14 protein-coding genes are annotated in these 21,467 nt (G+C 69.7%); 4 read left to right on the forward strand and 10 right to left on the reverse strand.

Annotation, left to right across the window (positions count from 1 at the left end; translation table 11 throughout):
• Positions 1-21: 21 nt before the first annotated feature.
• The 8 genes from PH203_RS26130 to PH203_RS26165 all read right to left on the reverse strand — a co-directional run bounded on the left by PH203_RS26130 (position 22) and on the right by PH203_RS26165 (position 11,564).
• Complete coding sequence (locus tag PH203_RS26130; RefSeq protein ID WP_289922940.1) at positions 22-876, reverse strand: hypothetical protein; 855 nt, start codon at positions 874-876, stop codon at positions 22-24.
• The gene (locus PH203_RS26135; protein ID WP_289922941.1) at positions 876-2,552 is read right to left on the reverse strand and encodes a PHP domain-containing protein; all 1,677 of its coding nucleotides are present in this window, start codon (positions 2,550-2,552) and stop codon (positions 876-878) included. Before PH203_RS26135 ends, PH203_RS26130 begins: the two co-directional genes overlap by 1 nt.
• 16 nt (positions 2,553-2,568) lie before the next feature.
• The gene (locus tag PH203_RS26140) at positions 2,569-4,392 is read right to left on the reverse strand and encodes a LamG-like jellyroll fold domain-containing protein (protein WP_289922942.1); all 1,824 of its coding nucleotides are present in this window, start codon (positions 4,390-4,392) and stop codon (positions 2,569-2,571) included.
• A gap of 35 nt (positions 4,393-4,427) precedes the next feature.
• Positions 4,428-7,364, reverse strand: a complete 2,937-nt coding sequence (locus PH203_RS26145) for a glycoside hydrolase family 2 TIM barrel-domain containing protein (RefSeq protein WP_289922943.1) — start codon at positions 7,362-7,364, stop codon at positions 4,428-4,430.
• On the reverse strand, positions 7,361-8,200 hold the full coding sequence (locus tag PH203_RS26150; RefSeq protein ID WP_289922944.1) for a carbohydrate ABC transporter permease: 840 nt from the start codon (positions 8,198-8,200) through the stop codon (positions 7,361-7,363). Before PH203_RS26150 ends, PH203_RS26145 begins: the two co-directional genes overlap by 4 nt.
• Before the next feature lie 12 nt (positions 8,201-8,212).
• Positions 8,213-9,163 (reverse strand): sugar ABC transporter permease, encoded by a 951-nt coding sequence (locus tag PH203_RS26155; RefSeq protein ID WP_289922945.1) that lies wholly within the window; start codon positions 9,161-9,163, stop codon positions 8,213-8,215.
• Complete coding sequence (locus PH203_RS26160; RefSeq protein ID WP_289922946.1) at positions 9,163-10,449, reverse strand: extracellular solute-binding protein; 1,287 nt, start codon at positions 10,447-10,449, stop codon at positions 9,163-9,165. The genes PH203_RS26155 and PH203_RS26160 overlap by 1 nt, the downstream gene beginning before the upstream one ends.
• Before the next feature lie 68 nt (positions 10,450-10,517).
• Positions 10,518-11,564 (reverse strand): carbohydrate kinase family protein, encoded by a 1,047-nt coding sequence (locus tag PH203_RS26165; RefSeq protein ID WP_289922947.1) that lies wholly within the window; start codon positions 11,562-11,564, stop codon positions 10,518-10,520.
• A gap of 128 nt (positions 11,565-11,692) precedes the next feature.
• On the opposite strand from PH203_RS26165, the gene PH203_RS26170 reads away from it, so the two are divergent.
• From PH203_RS26170 to PH203_RS26185, 4 genes are all read left to right on the forward strand, one after another.
• Complete coding sequence (locus PH203_RS26170; RefSeq protein WP_289923227.1) at positions 11,693-12,457, forward strand: DeoR/GlpR family DNA-binding transcription regulator; 765 nt, start codon at positions 11,693-11,695, stop codon at positions 12,455-12,457.
• Positions 12,454-13,791, forward strand: coding sequence for a 6-phospho-beta-glucosidase (locus PH203_RS26175; RefSeq protein ID WP_289922948.1), 1,338 nt, complete (start codon positions 12,454-12,456; stop codon positions 13,789-13,791). The genes PH203_RS26170 and PH203_RS26175 overlap by 4 nt, the downstream gene beginning before the upstream one ends.
• Before the next feature lie 71 nt (positions 13,792-13,862).
• On the forward strand, positions 13,863-16,922 hold the full coding sequence (locus PH203_RS26180; protein WP_289922949.1) for a glycoside hydrolase family 38 C-terminal domain-containing protein: 3,060 nt from the start codon (positions 13,863-13,865) through the stop codon (positions 16,920-16,922).
• Positions 16,923-16,925: 3 nt separating this feature from the next.
• A complete protein-coding gene (locus PH203_RS26185; protein ID WP_289922950.1) occupies positions 16,926-18,176 on the forward strand; it encodes an alpha-L-fucosidase in 1,251 nt (416 codons plus the stop codon).
• Positions 18,177-18,321: 145 nt separating this feature from the next.
• On the opposite strand, the gene PH203_RS26190 is transcribed toward PH203_RS26185, so the two are convergent.
• Positions 18,322-20,001 (reverse strand): carbohydrate binding domain-containing protein, encoded by a 1,680-nt coding sequence (locus PH203_RS26190; RefSeq protein ID WP_289922951.1) that lies wholly within the window; start codon positions 19,999-20,001, stop codon positions 18,322-18,324.
• A 150-nt stretch (positions 20,002-20,151) separates the two neighbouring features.
• Positions 20,152-21,294 carry an ATP-grasp domain-containing protein gene (locus PH203_RS26195; protein WP_289922952.1) on the reverse strand — a complete coding sequence of 381 codons (1,143 nt, stop codon included), beginning with the start codon at positions 21,292-21,294 and terminating at the stop codon, positions 20,152-20,154.
• Between the last annotated feature and the right edge of the window lie 173 nt (positions 21,295-21,467).

The raw sequence follows: 21,467 nt of genomic DNA on the forward strand, positions 1-21,467 counted from the left end.
GGCCACCGTACCTCCCCCGGATCAGCCTGTGACCTGCCGGTACGAGTACACGGCCGTCGCCACCGCACAGACGCCCGGTGGGATCATCTCCGCGCGGAGCGTGCCGCTGCGCACGTCGTAGTCCACGCCCTCCGTCTCGAAGGTGCCCGTGCACGTGCTGCGCTGCGGCAGGGCGAACAGGCTCTTCACCGCGCCCGTGACCGGCTGCCCGTCCAGCCTGCGGTCCAGGTCGACCTGGAGCAGCGGGCGGATCTCCGGGAAGAGCGTGCCCGTCGCGTCGTTCGAGGCGCACAGCAGGCGCGTGTCCGTGACGAAGTCGCAGCCCTGGATGTCGCGCACCGGCTTGTCCAGGGTGATCTGCCAGGCCTCCTTCAGGGCCCCGCCGGCGGGCGGGGTGGCCGGGTTGAGCAGGGGGGCGGGGAAGACCTGGAGTCTGTTCTGGTCGCCCCACTCGCCCGACACCAGCCACTGCCCGTCCGGCGAGACGGCCGCGAAGGAGTTGTTCAGCTTCTCGCCCGGGTTGAGCTGATGGACGTACTCGTAGCGCTTCCCGGCCGGTGTGGTGACCGCGAACATCTTCGACGTGGCCGTGTCCGGGCCCTGATAGGCGTCGAAGACGTAGCCGTTCGCCGAGATGTCCGGGTCGCCGACGTGGTTCCAGCCCTTCAGTCGCAGGTCCAGCGGGATCGAGGCGAGCCCGCGGTACAGCAGGGTGCCGTCCGCGCGGCTCGCCAGGCCCTGCCCGCCGCCGAGGGTGTCCGTGTAGGCGGTGCCGGTCTCCGCCCAGTGCGGGTCACCGGTCGCCGACGCCGTGCCGGCCGCGCCGAGCACGAGCGACGCCGATAAGCAGCCCAGGGACAGTAGATGACGCTTCATCAGGCACCTGCCACGTCGACGAAGATGGGGTTGGAATAGAACCACGTATCCGCCCACGGGTCACCGTTCCCGGGCTCGTGCGGGATCGGCCCGTTCGGGTCGACGGCGGCACCGAGGCAGCCCGCACCATGCCGGTTGCCGTCGCTGCCGCGCAGCCGGACGTAGAAGGACTCGTCCCCGGCGGTCAGCGGGATGCGCAGGGTGTACGTCCCCTTGCGACCGCTGACGTCCTTCGTCCGTACGACCTTGGTGTCCGGCGCCCTCCAGCTGTCCCGGTCGGCGACGGGGCCGCGCACCGCACCCCGGATCACGTCGACGTGCGCCAACTCGGGCAGGATTCCGTGCGGGTTGGGACGGCTGGCGGTCGTGACGGTGACGTACAGGGTGATCCTCTCGCCCTTGCGGACCCGCAGTCGGCCGCCCAGGGTGACGCCCCGGCCGAAGTCGCAGTCCCGCTTGAGGCGGACGTCGAGACCGTCGAGCAGATGCCCGTGGTCCAGCCAGACGCGGCCCGCGCGCAGGCCCGCCATGACCGCGCGGTAGCCGTAGCGGGTGACGCCGACATGGGTGCGGCTGAACTGGCCGGGCCAGAAGTCGCTGCCCGCCTGCGGGGTGTCGGTGTTCACCGGGTCGGGGAGCCTGCCGGTGTTGTCGAAGTTCTGGCCGGCCGCCCAGTCGCCGTTCTTCCAGGTGTCGAAGACCGTGCGGTGGTTGTCGGAGTTGGTGGTGATCGTGAAGAGGCGCCCCTCCGCGAGCATCGCGTCCCACAGCCCGCCGACGGTCGCCGTCGCCCAGTCGAAACCGCCGTACGTCACATACGCCTCGGCCGGATAGCCCGCCCAGGACTGCGCCGACGGCTTGTTCTCGTACTCGCCGCGGATCGACGTCGCACCGCGCCAGCCGGGGATCGCCGCACCCTGGGCGCCGGGCGCGCCCTCCATGCCGATCATGATCTCGGGGGCCGCGTCCCGCCAGTTCCGCATCTCGTGCGGGGAGTCGATGCCGAGCCGGAGGGGGTGGTTGGCGAGGACGAGGACGTCGTCGACGTAGCCCGAACGGCGTTGCTCCGCCAGCCACTTGATCGCCTTGACGGCGTGCGCCTCGTTGCGGGCGGTGTCCGCGCCGGCCGCGGAGCCGTCGGTGTAGCCGAGCAGCTTGCCGTCGTAGGCGAGCTCGAACTGGGTGAGCAGGTCGGTCTCGTGGGGGCCGGGCGCGGCGAAGACCGTGCAGTGCTCGGCGGCCGGGATGTACCACTCCAGGCCCTGGAAGATCAGCTGACGCGGGTTCTCCGCACGGGCCTTGACGATCTCGGCGTGCTCCAGCTTCGCACCGTAGTTGGCGTGCCCGAAGTTGGAGTGCTCGTTGAACACCATCCAGTCCAGGCCGTACTTGGCGGCGGCCTGCGCCTGCTGGGAGAACGTGTACTTGGCGTCGTGGCTGTACACGGAGTGCACGTGGTGGTCGCCGACGAGGTAGGCGAGCCGCGGGTCGTCGCCGCCGAGGCGCTGCTCGGCGGCCGCGGCGGGCGTGGCGGGCACGGCCGCCCCACCGAGGGCGAAGGCCGCCCCGAACAGGCCCGCGCGGCGCAGGAGTCCGCGCCTCGACAGGCCCTGCGGGTCGAGATCGGTCGTGGAGACGGAAGGGTCGGCCCAGGAGGGCAGCTGCTGCTCGGTCATGGTGGTCCCCGACGGGTCAGTGGTTCATGAAGGACGTGACGGGCAGCGCCCGTTCGACGATGCGGACGTCGCCGAGGCGTCCGTGCAGGATCTGGTCGATCTTGCCGCCGTACTCGTAGCCGCCGAGGAGCCACGGCAGGCCCACGGAAGTGATGCCGGTCGCGGTGGCCTTCGGGTTGCGGACGACCGGGCAGCCCTCGATGTAGAGGGTGGTGTGCCGGCCGTCGTTGACGACCGCGAGATGCCACCAGGTCTCCAGCGGAGTCTCCTGGCCCCAGTTGGTGGCGATGCCCTCCTGGTTCAGGGGGCGCATCGCCCACTGCGGCTCGCGGTCGTTGGAGAGGGACAGGGTGGCCAGCGGTTCGTCGGGGTCGTCCGCGGTCTTGCCGGCGGCACCGCCCGTGCCGGTGCGGCTGACGATGCCGGACCACGCGTGGTGGCCGGGATCCCAGTCGGCGGGCAGGCGATAGAAGGCCTCGATGGTGTAACCGGCCTTGAAGGTCGCCGAGTTGAGCGGGGCGCCGTCGACCGTACGCAGATACGCGCCCTTCAGCGGCGACTTGTACCCCTGGAACTCCAGGCTGCCGTGGCCGGGCTGGTCGGGATGGTGATCGGAGGACCAGCCGAGCGTGCCGCCGCCGACGGTGACGAGGCTCAGGTCGTTGCCGCGCCCGGACAGGTCACGGACCTTGTCCGTCACCGCGTTGTCGAACCGCCAGTACGCCACCGTGCCCGGTATCAGCATCCGCGATGCGGGCCGTGCCGGACGCGCGGGCACCGGAGCGAAGCCGGCGAACCGGTCGGCGAAGTCGATGTCCATCGTGAACCGGTCGGCGTCGCCGCTGAGTTCGATCTCCTGCCGCTCCAGCTCGTTCAGGCCCTTCCCGGCCCGGCCCAGGATCCACGGCGAGACCGTCTCGACGTCGATGACGTTGCGGTCGAGGTCGAAGCGGTAGAGGCGGATCATCGCCGCGCCGCCGAAGTAGCGGTTCTGATAGTTCGCCAGGTGGAGGTGGACGTCATGTCCGGCCGCGTTCTTCCGCGTCGCCCGGGCGGCGGGCCAGTAGTGGCCGTTGAGGGTGAGGAAGATCTGGTCGTGGTCCTCGATCAGCCGGTCCCAGAGCTGCTGCCCGTAGGCCGACAACTCATCGTCCTCGACGACGAGTTCGTGGGTGGTCAGGATCACCGGCGTCCTCGGGTGAGCGGCCAGGACGCTCTCGGCCCAGGCGTACCCCTTGTCCGACAGCCGCCAGTCCAGCGCCAGGACCATCCACTCCCGGCCCCCGGCCCGGAAGAGGTGGTAGGTGTTGTAGCCGTCGTCGGACGCGCCCCCGAAGGTCCTGTGCCCCTTGAACCGGGAAGGCCCGAAGGCGTCCAGGTACGGCGTCGGGCCGCGCTGGTCCGTCGTCGACGACTTCACGTCGTGGTTGCCGGCGAGGACGCTGTAGCCGACACCGCGCCGGTCCAGCAGCCCGAACGCCTCGCTGATCGCGGCGACCTCGGCCTTCGCCCCGTTCTGGGTGAGGTCGCCGAGGTGGGACAGGAAGACGATGTTCTCGTCCTTGCCGTGCTCCAGGAGATACCGCAGGGACGCCTCGACGGGCGCCTTGTCGATGCTCGGCCCGTCGAAGAGGTACTGGGTGTCCGGCATCACCGCGAGGGTGAAGCGCCGGCTCTCGGTGTCGGGCCGCCGGCGGCCGGCCGTGGCCGCCTCGGCGACCTGGGGCATCGCGACCCCGGCGGTGGCGGCGGCACCGAGCAGCGCGGTGGCTCTCAGGAAACTGCGTCGTCCGGCGCCCGCCTGGGCATGCTCGGACCCGTGTTCAGGCGAAGTGCACACGTGTGCTCCGTAAAAGGGGTGAAAGCAGGGGGAGTTCAAAGAGCGCGCAGGGTCCAGCTCCAGCGGTGGACACCCGGTGCGACGAGATGGGAGGGGGAGGTGTCGGGGCCGCACGAGGCCGTGCCGAGGCCCCGGTGGGCCGCGTCGAGGTGCACCACGCACCCGGAACGGGGGACGAGCTGGTCGTGATGGGTGACGGCGGTGAGGTCGTCGGCCCGGTAGCGGGTCACGGAGATCTGGCGCGGTTCGTCCAGGGTGACGGCCAGACCGGTCGCGTCCGGCGCCGACAGGGTGAAGCGCCGTACGCCGTGACGGCCGCCGCTCTCCTGCGGGCGCAGATAGGGGGTGAACAACTCGTCGACGGGCAGGGAGTGGTGGCCGACGGGCGCGCCCGTGCTCCGGTCGGGATACGACTCCCAGGGGCCCTGCCCGAACCACTCCAGCAGGTCGAGCCCCGGCATCGTCTCGAAGACCGAGCCGACCCGCGCCACATCGTCGAACTCCACGGGCAGCTCGGCCTCTTCCGCGACGTGGATGCCGCCCTCGACCGGCGTGAGCACCTGCCGGTGCCGTACGACACCGAGGGTACCGGCGTACTCGGCGTCCACGGTGACCCGGCCGCCGTCCTCCCGTACCGACACCGCCTTGCGGACGAGGGCGTCGAGCCCCCAGGTCCGCCAGCGCAGGGCCATGCCGCCGAGTTCGTCGTTGTCGGTGGGGGCCCGCCAGAGGGAGAGGGTGGGGGCGGCGGTGAGGAGGGGATGGACGAGCAGGCCGTCGGCGTCGACCTCGACGGAGGCGGAACGATTCGCCACGGCCGGGGACCCGGCGACCGGCACCGCCTCCCGCAACCGCACCTGCGGTAGACACACCACCGTCCCCCGCGGCGCCCACGCCTCGTCCCGTGCGGTCGTCACCCGCAGCGTCAGCCAGACCTCGCCACCGTCCCGCGGCACCTCGAAGGGCAGCGGCACGACGGCCGTCTCACCCGGCCGCAGATTCGGCAGCTCGGCGGCCGCGGTCAGCGTGGGACCGTCGGCCGAGGACAGCTCCCACTCACCGGCCAGCCAGTCCAGGCCCCGGAAGTGCTGGTGATTGCCGAGCACGATCCCCTCGTGCCTGAAACACTCGATCCGCAGCGGCGCCGCGATCTCCCGGTGCTCGTACATCGCCGGCTTGGGAGTGCGGTCGGGGAAGACGACACCGTCCGCGATGAACGCGCCGTCGTGGATGGTCTCGCCGAAGTCGCCGCCGTACGCCCAGCGCAGGCCCGGCGCGGCGACACCGTTGTCATAGAGCCCGGCGCCCCCACGCCCGACCGGTCTTCCGTCGTTCACACGCTGGAGAATGCCGTGGTCCCAGAACTCCCAGATGAACCCGCCCTGAAGACCTGGCGTTGACTCGATGGCCGCCCAATGGTCCGCGAGCGTGCCGTTGCTGTTGCCCATGGCGTGCGAGTACTCGCACTGGATGAGCGGCCTGGTCTGCTCCCCGGACAGGGCATGGGCGACACAGTCCTCAAGGGGCGCGTACATGGGGCAGGCGATGTCGGAGGCGTCGTCCGTCGCCGCCCAGTCGAGCTTGGCCGCCCCCTCGTACTGGATCGGGCGGGTGGGGTCGTGCCGGCGTACCCAGCCCGCCGCGGCGTCGTGGTTGGCGCCGTAGTCGGACTCGTTGCCGAGCGACCAGATGATGACCGAGGGGTGGTTCTTGTCGCGCAGCACCATCCGCGAGACCCGGTCCACGAAGGCGTTCAGATAGCGCGGGTCGTCGGCGATCTCGTGGGCGTGGTCGTGGGACTCGATGTCGGCCTCGTCGACGACGTAGAAGCCGAGCTCGTCGGCGAGGTCGTACAGCGCCGGGTCGTTCGGGTAGTGGGCGGTGCGGATCGCGTTGAAGCCGAAACGCTTCAGCAGGACGAGGTCCGCGCGCATGTCGTCGTACGACACCGTCCGCCCGGTCAGCGGATGGAAGTCGTGCCGGTTCACGCCCCGGATGTAGACGCGCTCGCCGTTGACGAGGAGGTCCCGGCCGACGATCTCGACGTCGCGGAAACCGATGCGCTGGTACGAGGTGTCGGCGACCGTTCCGTCGGCGCGGTGGAGGCGGACGGTCAGGTCGTACAGCTCGGGCGTCTCGGCGTTCCATGTACGCACATCACCGACGACTGTATGCAGGCGTGCCTCGCCCAGGAAGTCGGAGACCCGGTCGTCCTCGACGTTGGCCCGGTCGAACTCCGCGTCCTGGGCGAGTACGTCGCCGTCGAGCTCGCCGGTGACGTACCACCCGTCGGGCAGCGCCCCGCCGGTGTCCCGTACCCGGCAGTCGACACGCAGCTCCCCGCTGTACGCGGCCCGCACGGTCACGTCCGCGAGATGGAGGGGGTCGGTGGCGTACAGCAGCACCGAGCGGGTGATCCCGCCGTGCCACCACTGGTCCTGGTCCTCGATGTGGGAGGCGTCGGACCATTTGACGACGGTGAGCCGCAGCGTCGCGGGTGAGCCGGGGCGCACCACGGGGGTCAGGTCGAACTCGGCGGCCAGATGGGAGTCCTTGGAGATGCCGACCGGCCGCCCGTCCACGTGGACGAGCAGCACGCTCTCGGCGGCGCCGACCTGGAGCACGATCCGGCGGCCGGCCCAGTCGGCGGGGATGTCGACCGTCCGCTCGTACACACCCGTCGGGTTTCTGTATGCAGGCGACAGTGGAGGGAATTCCGCATATGGCATACGGACGTTCGTGTACTGCGGGAGGTCGTCGGTGTCCTGCAGGGTCCAGACACCGGGGACGTACGCCGTCGACCACGCACCGCCGACCGGCGCGTCCGGAGCCGGAAGCAACTGGAAGCACCAGTCGCCGTCCAGGGGGAGTACTCCGGAGCGCCGGTCGACGGCGTTCATGGGCAGCCGCCCCCAGGAGGTCACCTCGGGTGACTCCCAGGGGCGCAGGGCGAGCAGAGGATCGCTCGTCATCCGCGGACGGCTCCCTTCGCGAGGTCGCCGATGATCTGCTTGGCGCCGATCGCGAACACGATCAGCAGCGGGACGAGGGCGAGCAGGGCGCCGGTCATCACGATGCCGTAGTCGGTCGTGCCGTGGGTGCCGTTGAGCTGGGAGAGCGCGACCTGCAAGGTCACGTTGTCGGGGTTGGTCAGCGCGATCAGGGGCCAGGCGAAGTCGTTCCACTGGCCCATGAAGGTGAAGATGCCGAGGAAGGCGAGACCGGGGCGGACCACCGGCAGCGCCACATGCCAGTACTGGCGCAGGAAGTTCGCGCCGTCCAGCTTGGAGGCGTCGAGGAGTTCGTCGTGGATGGCGGACTTCATGTACTGCCGCATCCAGAAGATGCCGAAGGCGTTGGCCGCGGCCGGCACGATCAGCGCGGTCATCGAGCCGATCCAGCCGATCTTCGCCATGAGGACGAACTGCGGGATCACCGACAGCTGCGCCGGCACCATGAAGATCACCATGAGCAGCCCGAACAGCACGTTCTTGCCCGGGAACTCGAACTTGGCGAAGACGAAGGCCGCGAGCGAGTCGAAGAGCAGGACCAGGAAGGTCACCGCGGCCGCGACCAGGAACGAGTTCCACATCGACCCGAAGAAGTCGATGGCGTCGAACAGGTTGCGGACGTTCTCCAGGAAGTGCGTGCCCGGCAGCAGCTTCGGCGGGTAGGAGAAGATCTCCGACGAGCTGTGCGTCGACATGATCACGGCCCAGTAGAACGGGAAGGCCGAGAGCAGCGTGCCGATGATCAGCGGGAGATGCAGCGCGATCCCTCTGCGGCGGGACCCCTTGATGGATGCCATGATGCGCTCCTCCTACTCGCCCCGGCGCTGCACGAGGCGCCAGTTGATGATCGAGAAGAGCACGACGACGAGGAAGATGCCCCAGGCCACCGCGGCTCCGTACCCGAAGTCGTTGTTGTCGAAGGTCTGCTGGAAGAAGTAGAGGACCATCGTCTGGCCCGAGTGGCCCGGACCGCCCGCGAACGTCGAGTCGTTGGAGGAGGTCTGGAGCAGCACCTGTGGTTCGGAGAAGCTCTGCAGGCCCGTGACCGTCGAGACGACGAGCACGAACAGGAGGGTCGGCCGCAGCAGCGGCAGCGTGATCCGGAAGAAGGTCTGGATCGGTCCGGCGCCGTCCATACGGGCCGCCTCGTACAGATCGCTCGGGATGGTCTGGAGGCCGGCGAGGAAGATGATGGCGTTGTAGCCGGTCCACTGCCAGGTCATCAGTGCCGCGATGGTGACCTTGATGCCCCAGGGCGTGTTCAGCCAGGCCACCTGGTCGATCCCGAACCCGTGCAGGACGGCGTTGATCACACCGTTGTTGGTGGAGAAGATCGACCCGAAGACGATCGCGATCGCCACGACCGACGTGACGTTCGGCAGGAAGTACGCGACGCGGTACAGGCTCTTGAAGCGGACCGCCGAGTTGAGCATCACGGCCGTGACCATCGCCAGGAAGATCATGGGGAAGGTGGCCAGCGCCCAGATGATGACCGTGTTGCCGATCGAGTTCCAGAAGTCGCTGTCGCTCAGCAGGTATTGGTACTGCGAGAGCCCGGCCCACTCCATGGTGCCGAGGCCGTCCCAGCGGTGGAAGGAGAGGTAGAGCGAGAAGCCGACGGGGAAGAGGCCGAAGCCGAGGAAGATCAGATAGAAGGGGGAGATCGCGGCATACAGGTGCCAGTACTTGCGGAAACCCTTCTTGGGCTGGGACGGCGAGGGCTGCGCGACAGCGGGCGGGGTCTGCTCCAGGACGGCCATCAGTAGCTCACCCCCAGGTGCTTCGCGATGCGACGGCATTTGCTCATGGCGTCACTCCAGGCCTTCTCGGGGTCCTTGCCGAGGACGCCGACGTTCTTGATCTCGTCCTTGATGGGCTGCCCGAGCGCGACGTCGAACGGGCTGTTGTAGGCGACGGCGATCTTCTGCGCGGCAGGACCGAAGATGTCGGTGGTGACCTGGCCGCCGAAGAAGTCGTCCGGCTCCTGCATCTGCTTGAGGCCGTAGGAGGCGGGCGTGGAGGGGAAGAGGCCCGCGTCGACGTAACCCTGCGCCTGGTTGGCCGCGTCGAGCATCCAGGTGATGATCTCGAAGGCCTGCTCGGGCTCCCGGCACGCCTTGGTGATCGACAGGAACGAGCCGCCGTTGTTGGCGGGCCGCACCGGCATGTCGGCGACCCGGTACCTGCCCTTGGTCTTCGGCACACCGTTCTTGATGTCGAAGGCCGCCCAGGAGGCGCCCAGTTCGCTGGGCAGCTTGCCGTCCTGCTTGGCCGACAGCTGGTCCGGGGTGCCGTTCACCAGGTCGGAGACGATCCCGCGGCGTTTGGCCTCCACGGCGAGCGCCCAGGCGTTGCGCACATGCTCCTGGTCACCGATGAAATGACGGTCCTTGTCGACGTACCGCTTGGAGCCCTGCTGCACGACGTTCTCGAAGACGGAGTTGACGTCGGTGAGGAGCATGGTCCCCGGGATCCGCTTCTTGAGCTGCTCACCCGCGGCGAAGAAGTTCTCCCAGGTGTTCAACTCCCGGGAGACGTCCGCCGGTTCGTACGGCAGTCCGGCCTTCTGGAAGACGTCGTACTGGTAGTAGTGCGCCACCGGCCCGCAGTCGATCGGGAAGCCGACCATCGTGCCGTCGTCGGCGATGCCCTGGTCCCACTTCCAGGACAGGTACCGGCTCCTGTACTTCTCCGCGCCCAGCGTCCGCAGATCGATGAACTGGTCCGCGTTCGGGAGGTAGGCGGCCATGTCCTCGCCCTTGAGCCCCGCGATGTCGGGGATGTGGGCCCGCCCTGTGATGGTGGTGATGAGCTTCGAGCGGTACTGGCCGCCGATCTGGATGGCCTGGAGGTCCACCGAACTGTCGTAGCGGGCCTTGGCGTTCTTCACGACGGTGTCGCTCAGACCGCCGCTCCAGTACCACAGGACCATGTTCCGGCCGGTCGAGCCGGTCGGAACGGCACAGCCGGACGCCAGGCCGCCGAGCGCCGTGGCGGCCGTACCGGCCAGGCCCGCGCGGAGCAGGCCTCTTCGTGAGAGCCGCACAGCTCCCACCGCCTTTCGGGTCTTTTCGGGTCTTCGCATGAGGGGCGTTGCGTGGGGGCGTGGGGGAGTCAGAGCTGCCGTGCGGGTGGGGTCACGGGGGCGTACTGGACGGGGGGCCCGGGATCCGGTGGGATCCGGTCCGACAGAAAACCGTATGCAGTCTTCAGTTCACGGTCGGCCGCGGACAGTCCACGGCCGGCCGCCGACAGCGACCGCCACCAGCGGTCGACGCCGTACCATCCAGGCGCGGCCAGCGCCCCGCCCGGATGCCGGACGGACAGCCCGGCCGCGAGCACCGCGAACCGCAGCCGCTCCGCCAGCGGCCAGCCGCCGAGCGAGGCCGCGACGAAGCTCGCGCCGAACACGTCCCCGGCGCCCGTCGCGTCCAGGACATCGATGTCGAGGGCCGGGACGTCCGCGTACTCACCGGTCGTCTGGTCCACGGCGACCGCGCCGTCCCCGCCCCGCGTGACCACCGCGACCGGCACCAGCTCGGAGAGCGTGCCGAGCGCCGCGACCGCGCTGTCGGTGCGGGTGTAGGCCATCGCCTCGGTCTCGTTGGGGAGGAAGGCGTGGCACAGCTTCAGCTGGTCGAGGAGGTCCGTGGACCACTGCTGGGTGGGGTCCCAGCCGACGTCGGCGTAGACGTGGGTGCCGTTCGCGGCGGCCCTGGCGATCCACTCGCGGGGTTCGGCCTCGAGGTGGACGAGGGCGGTACGCGCCTCGGGCGGGTCGCCCATCAGCGTGTCCTGCGAGTACGGGGGCTCCGTGCCATGGGTGACCAGGGCCCGGTCGTGGCCCTGCGCGATCGAGACGGTGACGGGGGTGGGCCAGCCGTCGGCGGTACGGGAGAGCGAGAGGTCGATGCCTTCCTGGTCGCACAGGACGTCCCGGCAGTACTCGCCGTAGAAGTCGTCGCCGAAGACCGTGGCCAGCGAGGTGCGCAGGCCGAACCGGGACGCGGCGACCGCGAGGTTCGCGATGCCGCCGGGGCCGCAGCCCATGCCGCCGGTCCAGATCTCCTCGCCCGGCGTCGGCGGCTTTCCGAGCCCGGTGAGGACGAGGTCGTAGAAGAGCAGCCCGGTCAGGAGTACGTCGGGCCTGTCGTCATCCACACTCGCCACCTCTCGTCAAAACTCGTCAATTTCGATGACCGGAATCGTGCGCCGCTCCGCACGATTGGTCAATACCCGAGCAGAACTGAGCATGGAAATGATTGAAGATGACGAGTACTGTTCACGGCATGCTGGCGGAACGACGACATCAACTCATCCTGCGGGCCCTGCGCTCGGGCGGCCCCGCGGCTGTGACCGACCTCTCCGAGCAGCTCGGTGTGAGCCCCGCCACCATCCGGCGTGACCTGGTCAAACTGGAGGAGGACGGGCTGCTCACCCGGGTCCACGGCGGCGCCCGCGCCGAGGAGGGCGACCAGCCCTTCGCGGAGGTCGCCGAGGTCCGCGTGGCCGAGAAGGACGCCATAGCCGCGCATGCGGCGGGGCTGATCAAGGACGGTCAGTCGGTGCTGCTCGACATCGGCACCACCGCCTACCGGCTCGCCCGCCAGCTGCACGGCCGCCGCCTCACCGTGATCACCAGCAACCTGGTGGTCTACGAGGAGCTCGCCGACGACGAGGGCATCGAACTGGTCCTGCTCGGCGGCATGGTCCGCCGCGAGTACCGCTCCCTGGTCGGCTTCCTCACCGAGGACAACCTCCGTCAGCTGCACGCCGACTGGCTCTTCCTCGGCACCAGTGGAGTGCGCCCCGGTGGGCAGGTGATGGACACGACGGTCGTCGAGGTGCCGGTCAAGCGCGCCATGATCAAGGTGAGCGACAAGGTGGTGCTGCTCGCCGACGCGGCGAAGTTCCCGGGGACGGGAATGGCGAAGGTCTGCGGTCCCGAGGACCTGGACGTGGTGGTGACGAACGCGCCGGTGGACGCCGCGACGCGGGCCTCCCTGGAGGAGGCCGGCGTCGTGGTGGCGCTGGCAGGAAAGGCTCAAGCGTGAAGCTGACGATTCTGGGCGGCGGCGGATTCCGGGTGCCGCTCGTGTACGGGGCGCTTCTGACGGACCGTGCCGAGGGGCGGGTCACGGAAGTCGTTCTGCACGATCTGGACGACAGACGACTGTATGCAGTCGCCCGTGTACTGGCTGAACAGGCGTCGACCGTCGACGACGCCCCCAAGGTCACCGCCACCACCGACCTCGACGAGGCCCTGCGCGGCGCCGACTTCGTCTTCTCCGCGATCCGCGTGGGCGGCCTGGAGGGCAGGGCGAACGACGAGCGGGTGGCCCTCGCCGAGGGTGTCCTCGGCCAGGAGACCGTCGGCGCCGGCGGCATCGCCTACGGCCTGCGCACGGTCCCCGTCGCCGTCGACATCGCCCGGCGCGTCGCCCGCCTCGCCCCCGACGCCTGGGTCATCAACTTCACCAACCCGGCCGGTCTGGTCACCGAGGCCATGTCCCGCCACCTCGCGGGCCGCGTCATCGGCATCTGCGACTCCCCGGTCGGCCTCGGCCGCCGTATCGCCCGGGTGCTCGGCGCGAACCCGCGCGAGGCCTGGATCGACTACGTCGGCCTCAACCACCTCGGCTGGGTCCGCGGCCTGCGCGTCGCGGGCCGCGACGAACTCCCGCGCCTGCTCGCCGACCCCGGACTGCTCGGCTCCTTCGAGGAGGGCAAGCTCTTCGGCGTCGACTGGCTCCAGTCGCTCGGCGCGATCCCGAACGAATACCTGCACTACTACTACTTCAACCGCGAGGCCGTGCGCGCCTACCAGCAGGCCGACAAGACCCGCGGCGCCTTCCTCCGCGACCAGCAGGCCCGCTTCTACGACGAGGTCGGCGCCGCCGACGCCAAGGCACTGGACGTCTGGGACCGCACCCGCGCCGAGCGCGAGGCCACCTACATGTCCGAGAACCGCGAGACCGCCGGCGCCGGCGAGCGCGACGCCGACGACCTGTCCGGCGGCTATGAGAAGGTCGCCCTCGCGCTGATGCGGGCCATCGCCCGCGACGAGCGCACGACCCTGATCCTCAACGTCCGCAACCAGAGCACCCTCTCGGTGCTCGACAACGATGCCGTGATCGAGGTCCCCTGCCTCGTCGACGCCAACGGCGCCCACCCGGTCGCCGTCGAGCCGCTGCCCGACCACGCCACAGGGCTGGTCTGCGCGGTCAAGGCGGTCGAGCGCGAGGTGCTCGCCGCGGCCGAGTCCGGCTCCCGCACGACCGCGGTGAAGGCCTTCGCGCTGCATCCGCTCGTGGACTCCGTGAACGTCGCCCGGCGGCTGGTGGAGGGCTATCGCGAGGTCCATCCGGGCCTGGCGTACCTTAGGTGAGCACCTGCTGGTAAGCGCTTTCCCCTGCCTTCTCCGCCGACCCCTTCTCTTCCTCCTCCCTGGAGCTCTCCATGCACGACGAACGCCGACGGATCGAGGAGCGCGTAGAGCGCCTCCACACCCAGCGCATCAAGCCCGCCGTCTACGCGGCCACCGTCCCCTTCGAGGTCGAGGCGTGGCAGGCGCCCGGTGAGCCGGTCTCCTTCGAGGAGGCGGCCGCCGCCCGGTACACGCCCTTCGCGATGGACACCCCGTGGGGCCCGCCCTGGGGCACCACCTGGTTCCGGATGCGGGGCGAGGTGCCCGCCGCGTTCGCCGGGAAGCGCGTCGAGGCGGTCATCGACCTCGGCTTCGTCGGCGACTGGCCCGGCAACCAGGCCGAGGCCCTGGTCCACCTGCCCGACGGCCGCCCCCTGAAGGCGGTCAACCCGCTCAACCAGTACGTCCCGATCGCCAACCCGGCCACCGGCGGCGAGCGGATCGACTACCTGGTCGAGGCCGCCTCCAACCCCGACATCCTGGCGAACAACTTCTCCCGGCCCACGCTGCTGGGCGATGTGCTGACGGCGGGCGACAAGCCCCTCTACACCTTCCAGCGCGCCGACATCGCCGTCCTCGACGAAGAGGTCTGGCACCTCGACCTCGACATCCAGGTCCTGCTCGGCGTCATGACCCACCTCGGCGACCACGAGCCCCGCCGCCACGAGATCATGCACGCCCTGGACCGGGCCATGGACGTCCTCGACCTGGACGACATCTCCGGCAGCGCGGCGGCGGTCCGCGAGGTGCTCGCCCCGGTCCTCGCCAAGCCCGCCCACGCCAGCGCGCACATCGTCTCCGGCGTGGGCCACGCCCACATCGACTCCGCCTGGCTCTGGCCGATCCGCGAGACCAAGCGCAAGACGTCCCGCACCTTCTCCAACGTCACCTCGCTCGCCGACGAGTACGACGACTTCATCTTCGCCTGCTCCCAGGCCCAGCAGTACGAGTGGGTGCGCGACAACTACCCGCACGTCTGGGCCCGTATCCAGGACTCCGTGAAGAAGGGCCAGTGGGCGCCGGTCGGCGGCATGTGGGTCGAGTCCGACGGCAACCTGCCCGGCGGCGAGGCCATCGCCCGCCAGCTCATCCACGGCAAGCGGTTCTTCATCGAGCACTTCGGCATCGAGACCAAGGGCGTCTGGCTGCCGGACTCCTTCGGCTACAACGCCGCCTACCCGCAGCTCGCCAAGCTCGCCGGCAACGACTGGTTCCTCACCCAGAAGATCTCCTGGAACCAGACCAACAAGTTCCCCCACCACACCTTCTGGTGGGAGGGCATCGACGGCACCCGCATCTTCACGCACTTCCCGCCCGTCGACACCTACAACGCCCGCTTCTCCGGCGAGGAGATGGACCGCGCGGTCCGCAACTACGCCGAGAAGGGCGCAGGGAAGCGCTCGCTGGCCCCCTTCGGCTGGGGCGACGGCGGCGGCGGCCCCACCCGCGAGATCATGGAACGCGCCCGCCGTCTCGCCGACCTGGAGGGCTCGCCCAAGGTTGTCGTCGAGCACCCCGACGAGTTCTTCGCCAAGGCCCGCGCCGAGTACGAGGACGCCCCCGTCTGGCACGGCGAGCTCTATCTGGAGCTGCACCGCGCCACCTACACCTCCCAGGCCCGCACCAAGCAGGGCAACCGCCGCAGCGAACACAAGCTGCGCGAGGCCGAGTTGTGGGCGACGACGGCCGCGCTGCACGCGCCGGACTACACCTACCCGTACGACAAGCTCGACCGCCTGTGGAAGACGGTCCTGCTCCACCAGTTCCACGACATCCTGCCGGGCTCGTCCATCGCCTGGGTGCACCGCGAGGCGGAGGCCGAATACGCCCGCGTGGCCGAGGAGTTGGAGGCGCTGACGGCCGAGGCGGTCGCGGCGCTGGGCGGCGGCGGGGCGCGGGTCTTCAACACCAGCCCGTACGACCGCGCCGAGGTGGTCCGGGACGGCTCCGGCGCACCGGCGTTCGTGTCGGTCCCCGCGAACGGCAGCGCGCCCCTCGCGGCCGACGCGGCCGAGCCCGCGCACCCCGTGTCGGTCGACGGCCACGTCCTCGACAACGGTCTCGTCCGGGTACAGGTGGCGGAAGACGGAACACTGTCGTCTGTATACGACATCCGCGCGAACCGTGAAGTCCTCGCCGAGCCCGGCAACCTCCTCCGCCTCCACACCGACCTCCCGAACTACTGGGACGCCTGGGACATCGACAAGCACTACAAGAACCGCTTCACCGACCTGCTGGACGCCTCCTCGATCGAGGTCGTCTCGCAGGACCCGCTGCTCGGCGCCGTCCGTGTCACACGCGCCTTCGGCAAGGGCTCGACGATCACCCAGACGATCAGCGTCCGCGCCGGCAGCCCCCGGATCGACATCGAGACGGACATCGACTGGCACGAGGCCGAGAAGATCCTCAAGGCCGGCTTCCCGATCGACATCCGCGCCCCGCACTCCTCCGCCGAGATCCAGTTCGGCCACATCCAGCGCCCGACGCACACCAACACCAGCTGGGAGGCGGCCCGTTTCGAGGTCTCCGGCCACCGCTGGGTGCATGTGGGCGAACCCGGCTACGGCGTCGCCGTCCTCAACGACTCGACCTACGGCCACGACGTGACCCGCACGGTCCGCGAGGACGGCGGTACGACGACGAAGGTCAGCCTCAGCCTGGTCCGCGCCCCGCGCGTCCCGGACCCGGAGGCCGACCAGGGCAGGCACCGCTTCACGTACTCCCTGCTGCCCGGCGCGAGCATCGAGGACGCGGTCGCCGAGGGGTACGCCCTCAACCTCCCCCTCCGCGTGGCCGATTCGGCGGGTGAGCCCGAGCCGGTCGTCTCCGTCGACGGCGAGGGCATCACCGTGGAGGCGGTCAAGCTCGCCGACGACACCTCGGGCGATGTGGTGGTACGGCTCTACGAGTCCCGCGGCGGCCGCGCCGAGGGCGTCCTGCGCACCGGCTTCCCGCTCGCCGGGGCCACGGTCACCGACCTCCTGGAGCGCCCGCTCACCGGGGACGAGGCCGTCGTCGACGGCGAGGTCCCGGTCCGGCTGCGTCCTTTCCAGATCCTGACCCTGCGACTGAAGCGTGCCGAGGTGAACTGACCCGTGCCCATGCAACCCTGGTTCACCGACGCCAAGTTGGGGATCTTCGTCCACTGGGGCATCTACGCCGTCGACGGCGTCCAGGAGTCCTGGTCGTTCTACGACGACATCGTCCCGCACGACCGGTACATGTCCCAGCTCGACCGCTTCACGGGCGCCGAGTACGACCCCCGTGCGTGGGCCGACCTGTTCGCCCGCGCCGGGGCGAGGTACGCCGTGCTGACGACCCGTCACCACGACGGAGTCGCCCTGTGGGACACGAAGTTCGGCGACCTCAACCTCGGCAAGGACTACATCGGCCCGTACGCCGAGGCGCTACGCGAGAAGGACCTCAAGGTCGGCTTCTACTACTCGCACTCCGACTGGAACCACCCCGATTACGCCTCCACGCGCAAGCCGGGCCGCCCGCCGGAGCAGGAGGACAACCGCTACTCCGAATGCGCCGCCAAGGACGAGGACCTGGCGGCCTGGGAGAGGTTCATCGCCTACCGCGACGGCCAGATCCGCGAACTGGCCTCCCGCTACCGGCCCGACCTGATGTGGTTCGACGGCGAGTGGGACCGCAGCGAGGAGCAGTGGCGGATCCCCGAACTCGCCGCGCTCATCCGCTCGTACAACCCCGACGTGGTCTTCAACGCCCGCATGCTCAGCGAGGGCGACTACGCCACCCCCGAACAGGGCGCCCCCATCGAACCGCCCGCCGGGCCCTGGGAGTTGTGCCTGACCATCAACGACTCGTGGGGATACCAGCACCACGACCACAACCACAAGTCGCTCACCCAGCTGGTCCGCTACTTCACCGAGACCATCGGCGGAGGCGGCAATCTGCTCCTCGACGTCGGCCCGATGGAGGACGGCACCATCCCGCAGCCGCAGGTGGAGCGCCTCGAAGGGCTGGGGGAGTGGATCGCCAGGCACGCGGAGGCGGTGTACGGAACGGTCCGTGGACTGCCCGCCGGGCACCACTACGGGCCCAGCACCCTCTCCGCCGACCGGCGCACCCTCTACCTGACCCTGTTCGACATCCCCCGCGCCGAGATCGGTGTCCGCGGGCTCGTCACCCCGGTCCGCAAGGTCACCGTCCTCGGCACCGGTACCGAGCTCGCCCACCGGGTGATCGGCGGACTGCACGAGGCGGTCGGCGTGCTGTGGATCGAACCGCCCGCGGAGTCCGACCTCGACCCGCACGCCACGGTGCTCGCGGTCGAGCTGGACGGAGAACTGGAGCTGTACCGGGGCGCGGGACGCTTCTGACCGCGCCGCGGACGGCGGTTCCCGTCAAGGATTGAGAACGCGGTGAGTCACCGGGTCACGGCGGGCTTCCAGCCCGCCGTGACCCTTTCGTGCCGCCTGCTGAACATCTCGCAGGCGTGGGGCACGGGACCGGCTGACTCGTGGTTCAGCCGGTGAACCCGGCCGTGATGGAGGTGAACTGCCAGTTGCTCTGGCTGATGCCGGAGCAGTTGCTGACCACGCCGCCGCCCGGGCACGGCCGGTCACGGTTGACCGACCAGAACGCCAGCCGTGCGATGTGACGGGAGTTCGCCCAGTCCCGGATCGAGGTCCAGGTCGCGGGGGAGGTGAGCTCCTGCTGGTCGGAGAGCCCGTTCATGCCGGAGATGCCGATGTGGGCGTAGGCGGTGGCGTCGTCCCAGCCGAAGGTGGACTTCAGCTTGGTCTTCAGCCCCTCCGTCGCGTTCACGGTGTTGCCGTACATGTCGGCGCCGCCGCCGAAGTCGAACGGCATGATCGTGAACACGTCGATGCCGGCGTTGAGCGCCTTGGCCTGCTCGATGAGCCGGTTGCCCCAGTACGTCGGCCCGGTCGTGGACGTCCCGAAGGTCAGCACGGTCCGCAGCCCCGGGTTGTTCGCCTTGACGATCTTCAGGGCGCCCAGGATCCGGTCCTGCACGGTCGCGTTCTCGAACTCGTCCGTGTTCTCGATGTCGACGTCGATCGCCTTGAGCCCGTAGGCGTCGATCACCTTCTGGTAGGCGCCGGCCAGTGCCTCGGGGGTGGAGCAGTTCGGCCCGAGCTTGTTCCCGCTCCAGCCGCCGATCGACGGCACGATGTCACCGCCGGCGGACCGGATGGAGTTGATGACGCTCTGGTCGTTGCCGCCGGTCAGCGGCCGACTGCCGTCCCAGGCCGGATTGCAGCCGCCGGAGGACAGGATGAACGCCATCGTGTACCACTTGATCCCGGTCGAGCTCATCACCGAGCTCGCGCTCGGCGGATCACCCCACCCGAGGTACAGATAGGGCGCGGCCTGCTTGAACCCGGTACCGCCCCCGCCGCCCGCGTCGGTGGTCACACTCACGGCGTTGGAGGCAGCGGAGGAGTTCCCGGCCGCGTCCCGCGCCCGCACGGTGAAGGTGTAGGCCGTACTGGCGGCGAGCCCGCTGACCGTGGCACTCGTACCGGAGACACTGAGCACCTGGTTCGGCCCGCTGTAGACGTCGTACGCCGTGACACCCACGTTGTCCGTCGAGGCGTTCCACGCCAGCGACACGCTCGACGAGGTCTTCCCGGTCGACCGCAGACTCGACGGCACGGTCGGCGCCTGCGTGTCCGAACTCCCGCCCGGGCCGTCGAGGTTGATGTCATCGGCGTAGTAGGTGCCCTGCGCGTACCACCCGTGGACGTACACGGTGGCACTGGTCTGCGAGGCACCGGTCGTGAAGGACACGCTGAGCTGGCTGTACGCCGACGGCGACGAGGTCCATGTCGAGGAACCGCCGTCCACCCCGAGGTACACATAGCTGCCGCGCACCCAGCCGCTCAGCGTGTACGCCGTGTTCGGCCGCACGGCGACGGTCTGGCTGCACTTGGCGATGTCGCTCGAACTCACCGCACCGGCGAGCGCCTTGCCGCCGGTGCGCACGGGGGAGGAGACGACCGAGCCGAGATTGCCGGTGCAGGACCAGGGGCTCAGGGCCCCCGACTCGAACCCGGGGTTGGTCAGGACGTTGGCCGCCTGGGCGGTACCGGGAAGGGCGACGGCACCGGCGAGCGCGAGGGCCGCGGTGCCGAGGAGCGCGAAGAGACGTCTGGGACGCCACAGGAGTGGGGTGCGCACGTGATCTCCCTGAAGATATGGGGGTGCCCGGGAGTGCAGGGGAGTGCGCAACACAAGTTGGTATGGACCAATCCGCCTGTCAAGGGTGAGAGGGGGAATTGGTCCATACCGGTTGAGGGGAGGGTGCCCTGTGAGAGGGGTGCCGACGGCCTAGAGCGGCAGTGCCTGACCGGCCGCCGAGACCGAGTCGACGCCGACCGGCTCGGCCGCCGCGGGCGCGGGCATCGCGGGCAGCGGCTCGGAAACCTCCGCCCTCTGATGCGGAATCGCCACGGGCCTGAGCTGCCGCGGCCCCGACACCACCGTGTAGTCCTGTCCCAAAAACGGCGGCACGATCACCCCGGGGTCCTCGCCCAGCGCCAACTGCACGGCGGCCCAAGGCGCGTTGACCCCGCACAGCGACAGCTGGTGCAGGCCGCCCGCCGGCCGTGTGTTCACATCCATCAGCACCGGCGTGTCACCGAACATCCGGAACTGGATGTTGGACAGATAGTGCAGCCCGAACCCCTCGGCGATGATCCGCGCCGGCTCCAGCCACTGCTCGTGCAGCGTGAACCCGCGCCGCCGCCCGTTCTTCGTACGGCCGATCGCCAGCCGCACCCGGTTGTCGGGCCCGGTGAGGCAGTCCACCGACACCTCGGGCTGTTCGAGGCGCGGCATGACCAGCCAGTCGACCGGCTTGCCGGACTGCGCCAGCGCCTGCACGACCATGTCCAGCGGCACGTACGGGCTCGGGAACCCTTCGAGGTGAACGAGTGAGAAGGGGGCGCGCGTGATGACGCGGAAGCCCACCCCGCCCGCCCCGGACGCCGGCTTGAAGCATGCCTTGTGCCCGTCGGCCTCCAACTTCTCGACCGCCGTGACCAGTTCCTCCGCCGAGCGCACCCGCCACCACGGCGGCACCGGCACCCCGACGGCCTGCACGGCCTCGTAGGCGATCACCTTGTCCTCGAAGACGGCCACGCCCTCCGGCGGCGGCGCCAGCAGCGCCGTACCGGCCGCCTCGAACTCCGCGCGGTGCGCCACGATCGCCGACTGGTGCAGCCGGGGCACGAACACGTCGATGCCGCGCCGGGTGCACTGGTCGAGCGCGTACTCGACGTACGCGGCCGGGGACAGGCCCTCCGGCTCCAGTTCCGCGGTGTCGGCGGCGGCCAGCACGGGGGAGTCGGCGTCGCCGTGCGTCGCATGGATCTCGACGGCGCGATCACTGGGATTTCGGCGCAGCTGATCCATGAAGAACACGTTCTCCGCGTACGTGCGGTTGAGCCAGACGCGTACGCGAGAGATCATGCAGGCCGCCTTTCGGGGTTTTCGGGCACGACGAAGCAGGCCGGGCCCGGCCAGGGTGTTTGGAGGGACACCAAACCGCCCTGCGCGAAGGGAAGTTCATGGCGGTGGTGTTGGGGCGATCATACGGCTTCCCGAGGGTCCGTCGTGCAACGTGCGTGTTACGGATTTTTCGA

It is taken from the genome of Streptomyces sp. S.PB5, assembly GCF_030403745.1.
GTDB lineage: Bacteria > Actinomycetota > Actinomycetes > Streptomycetales > Streptomycetaceae > Streptomyces.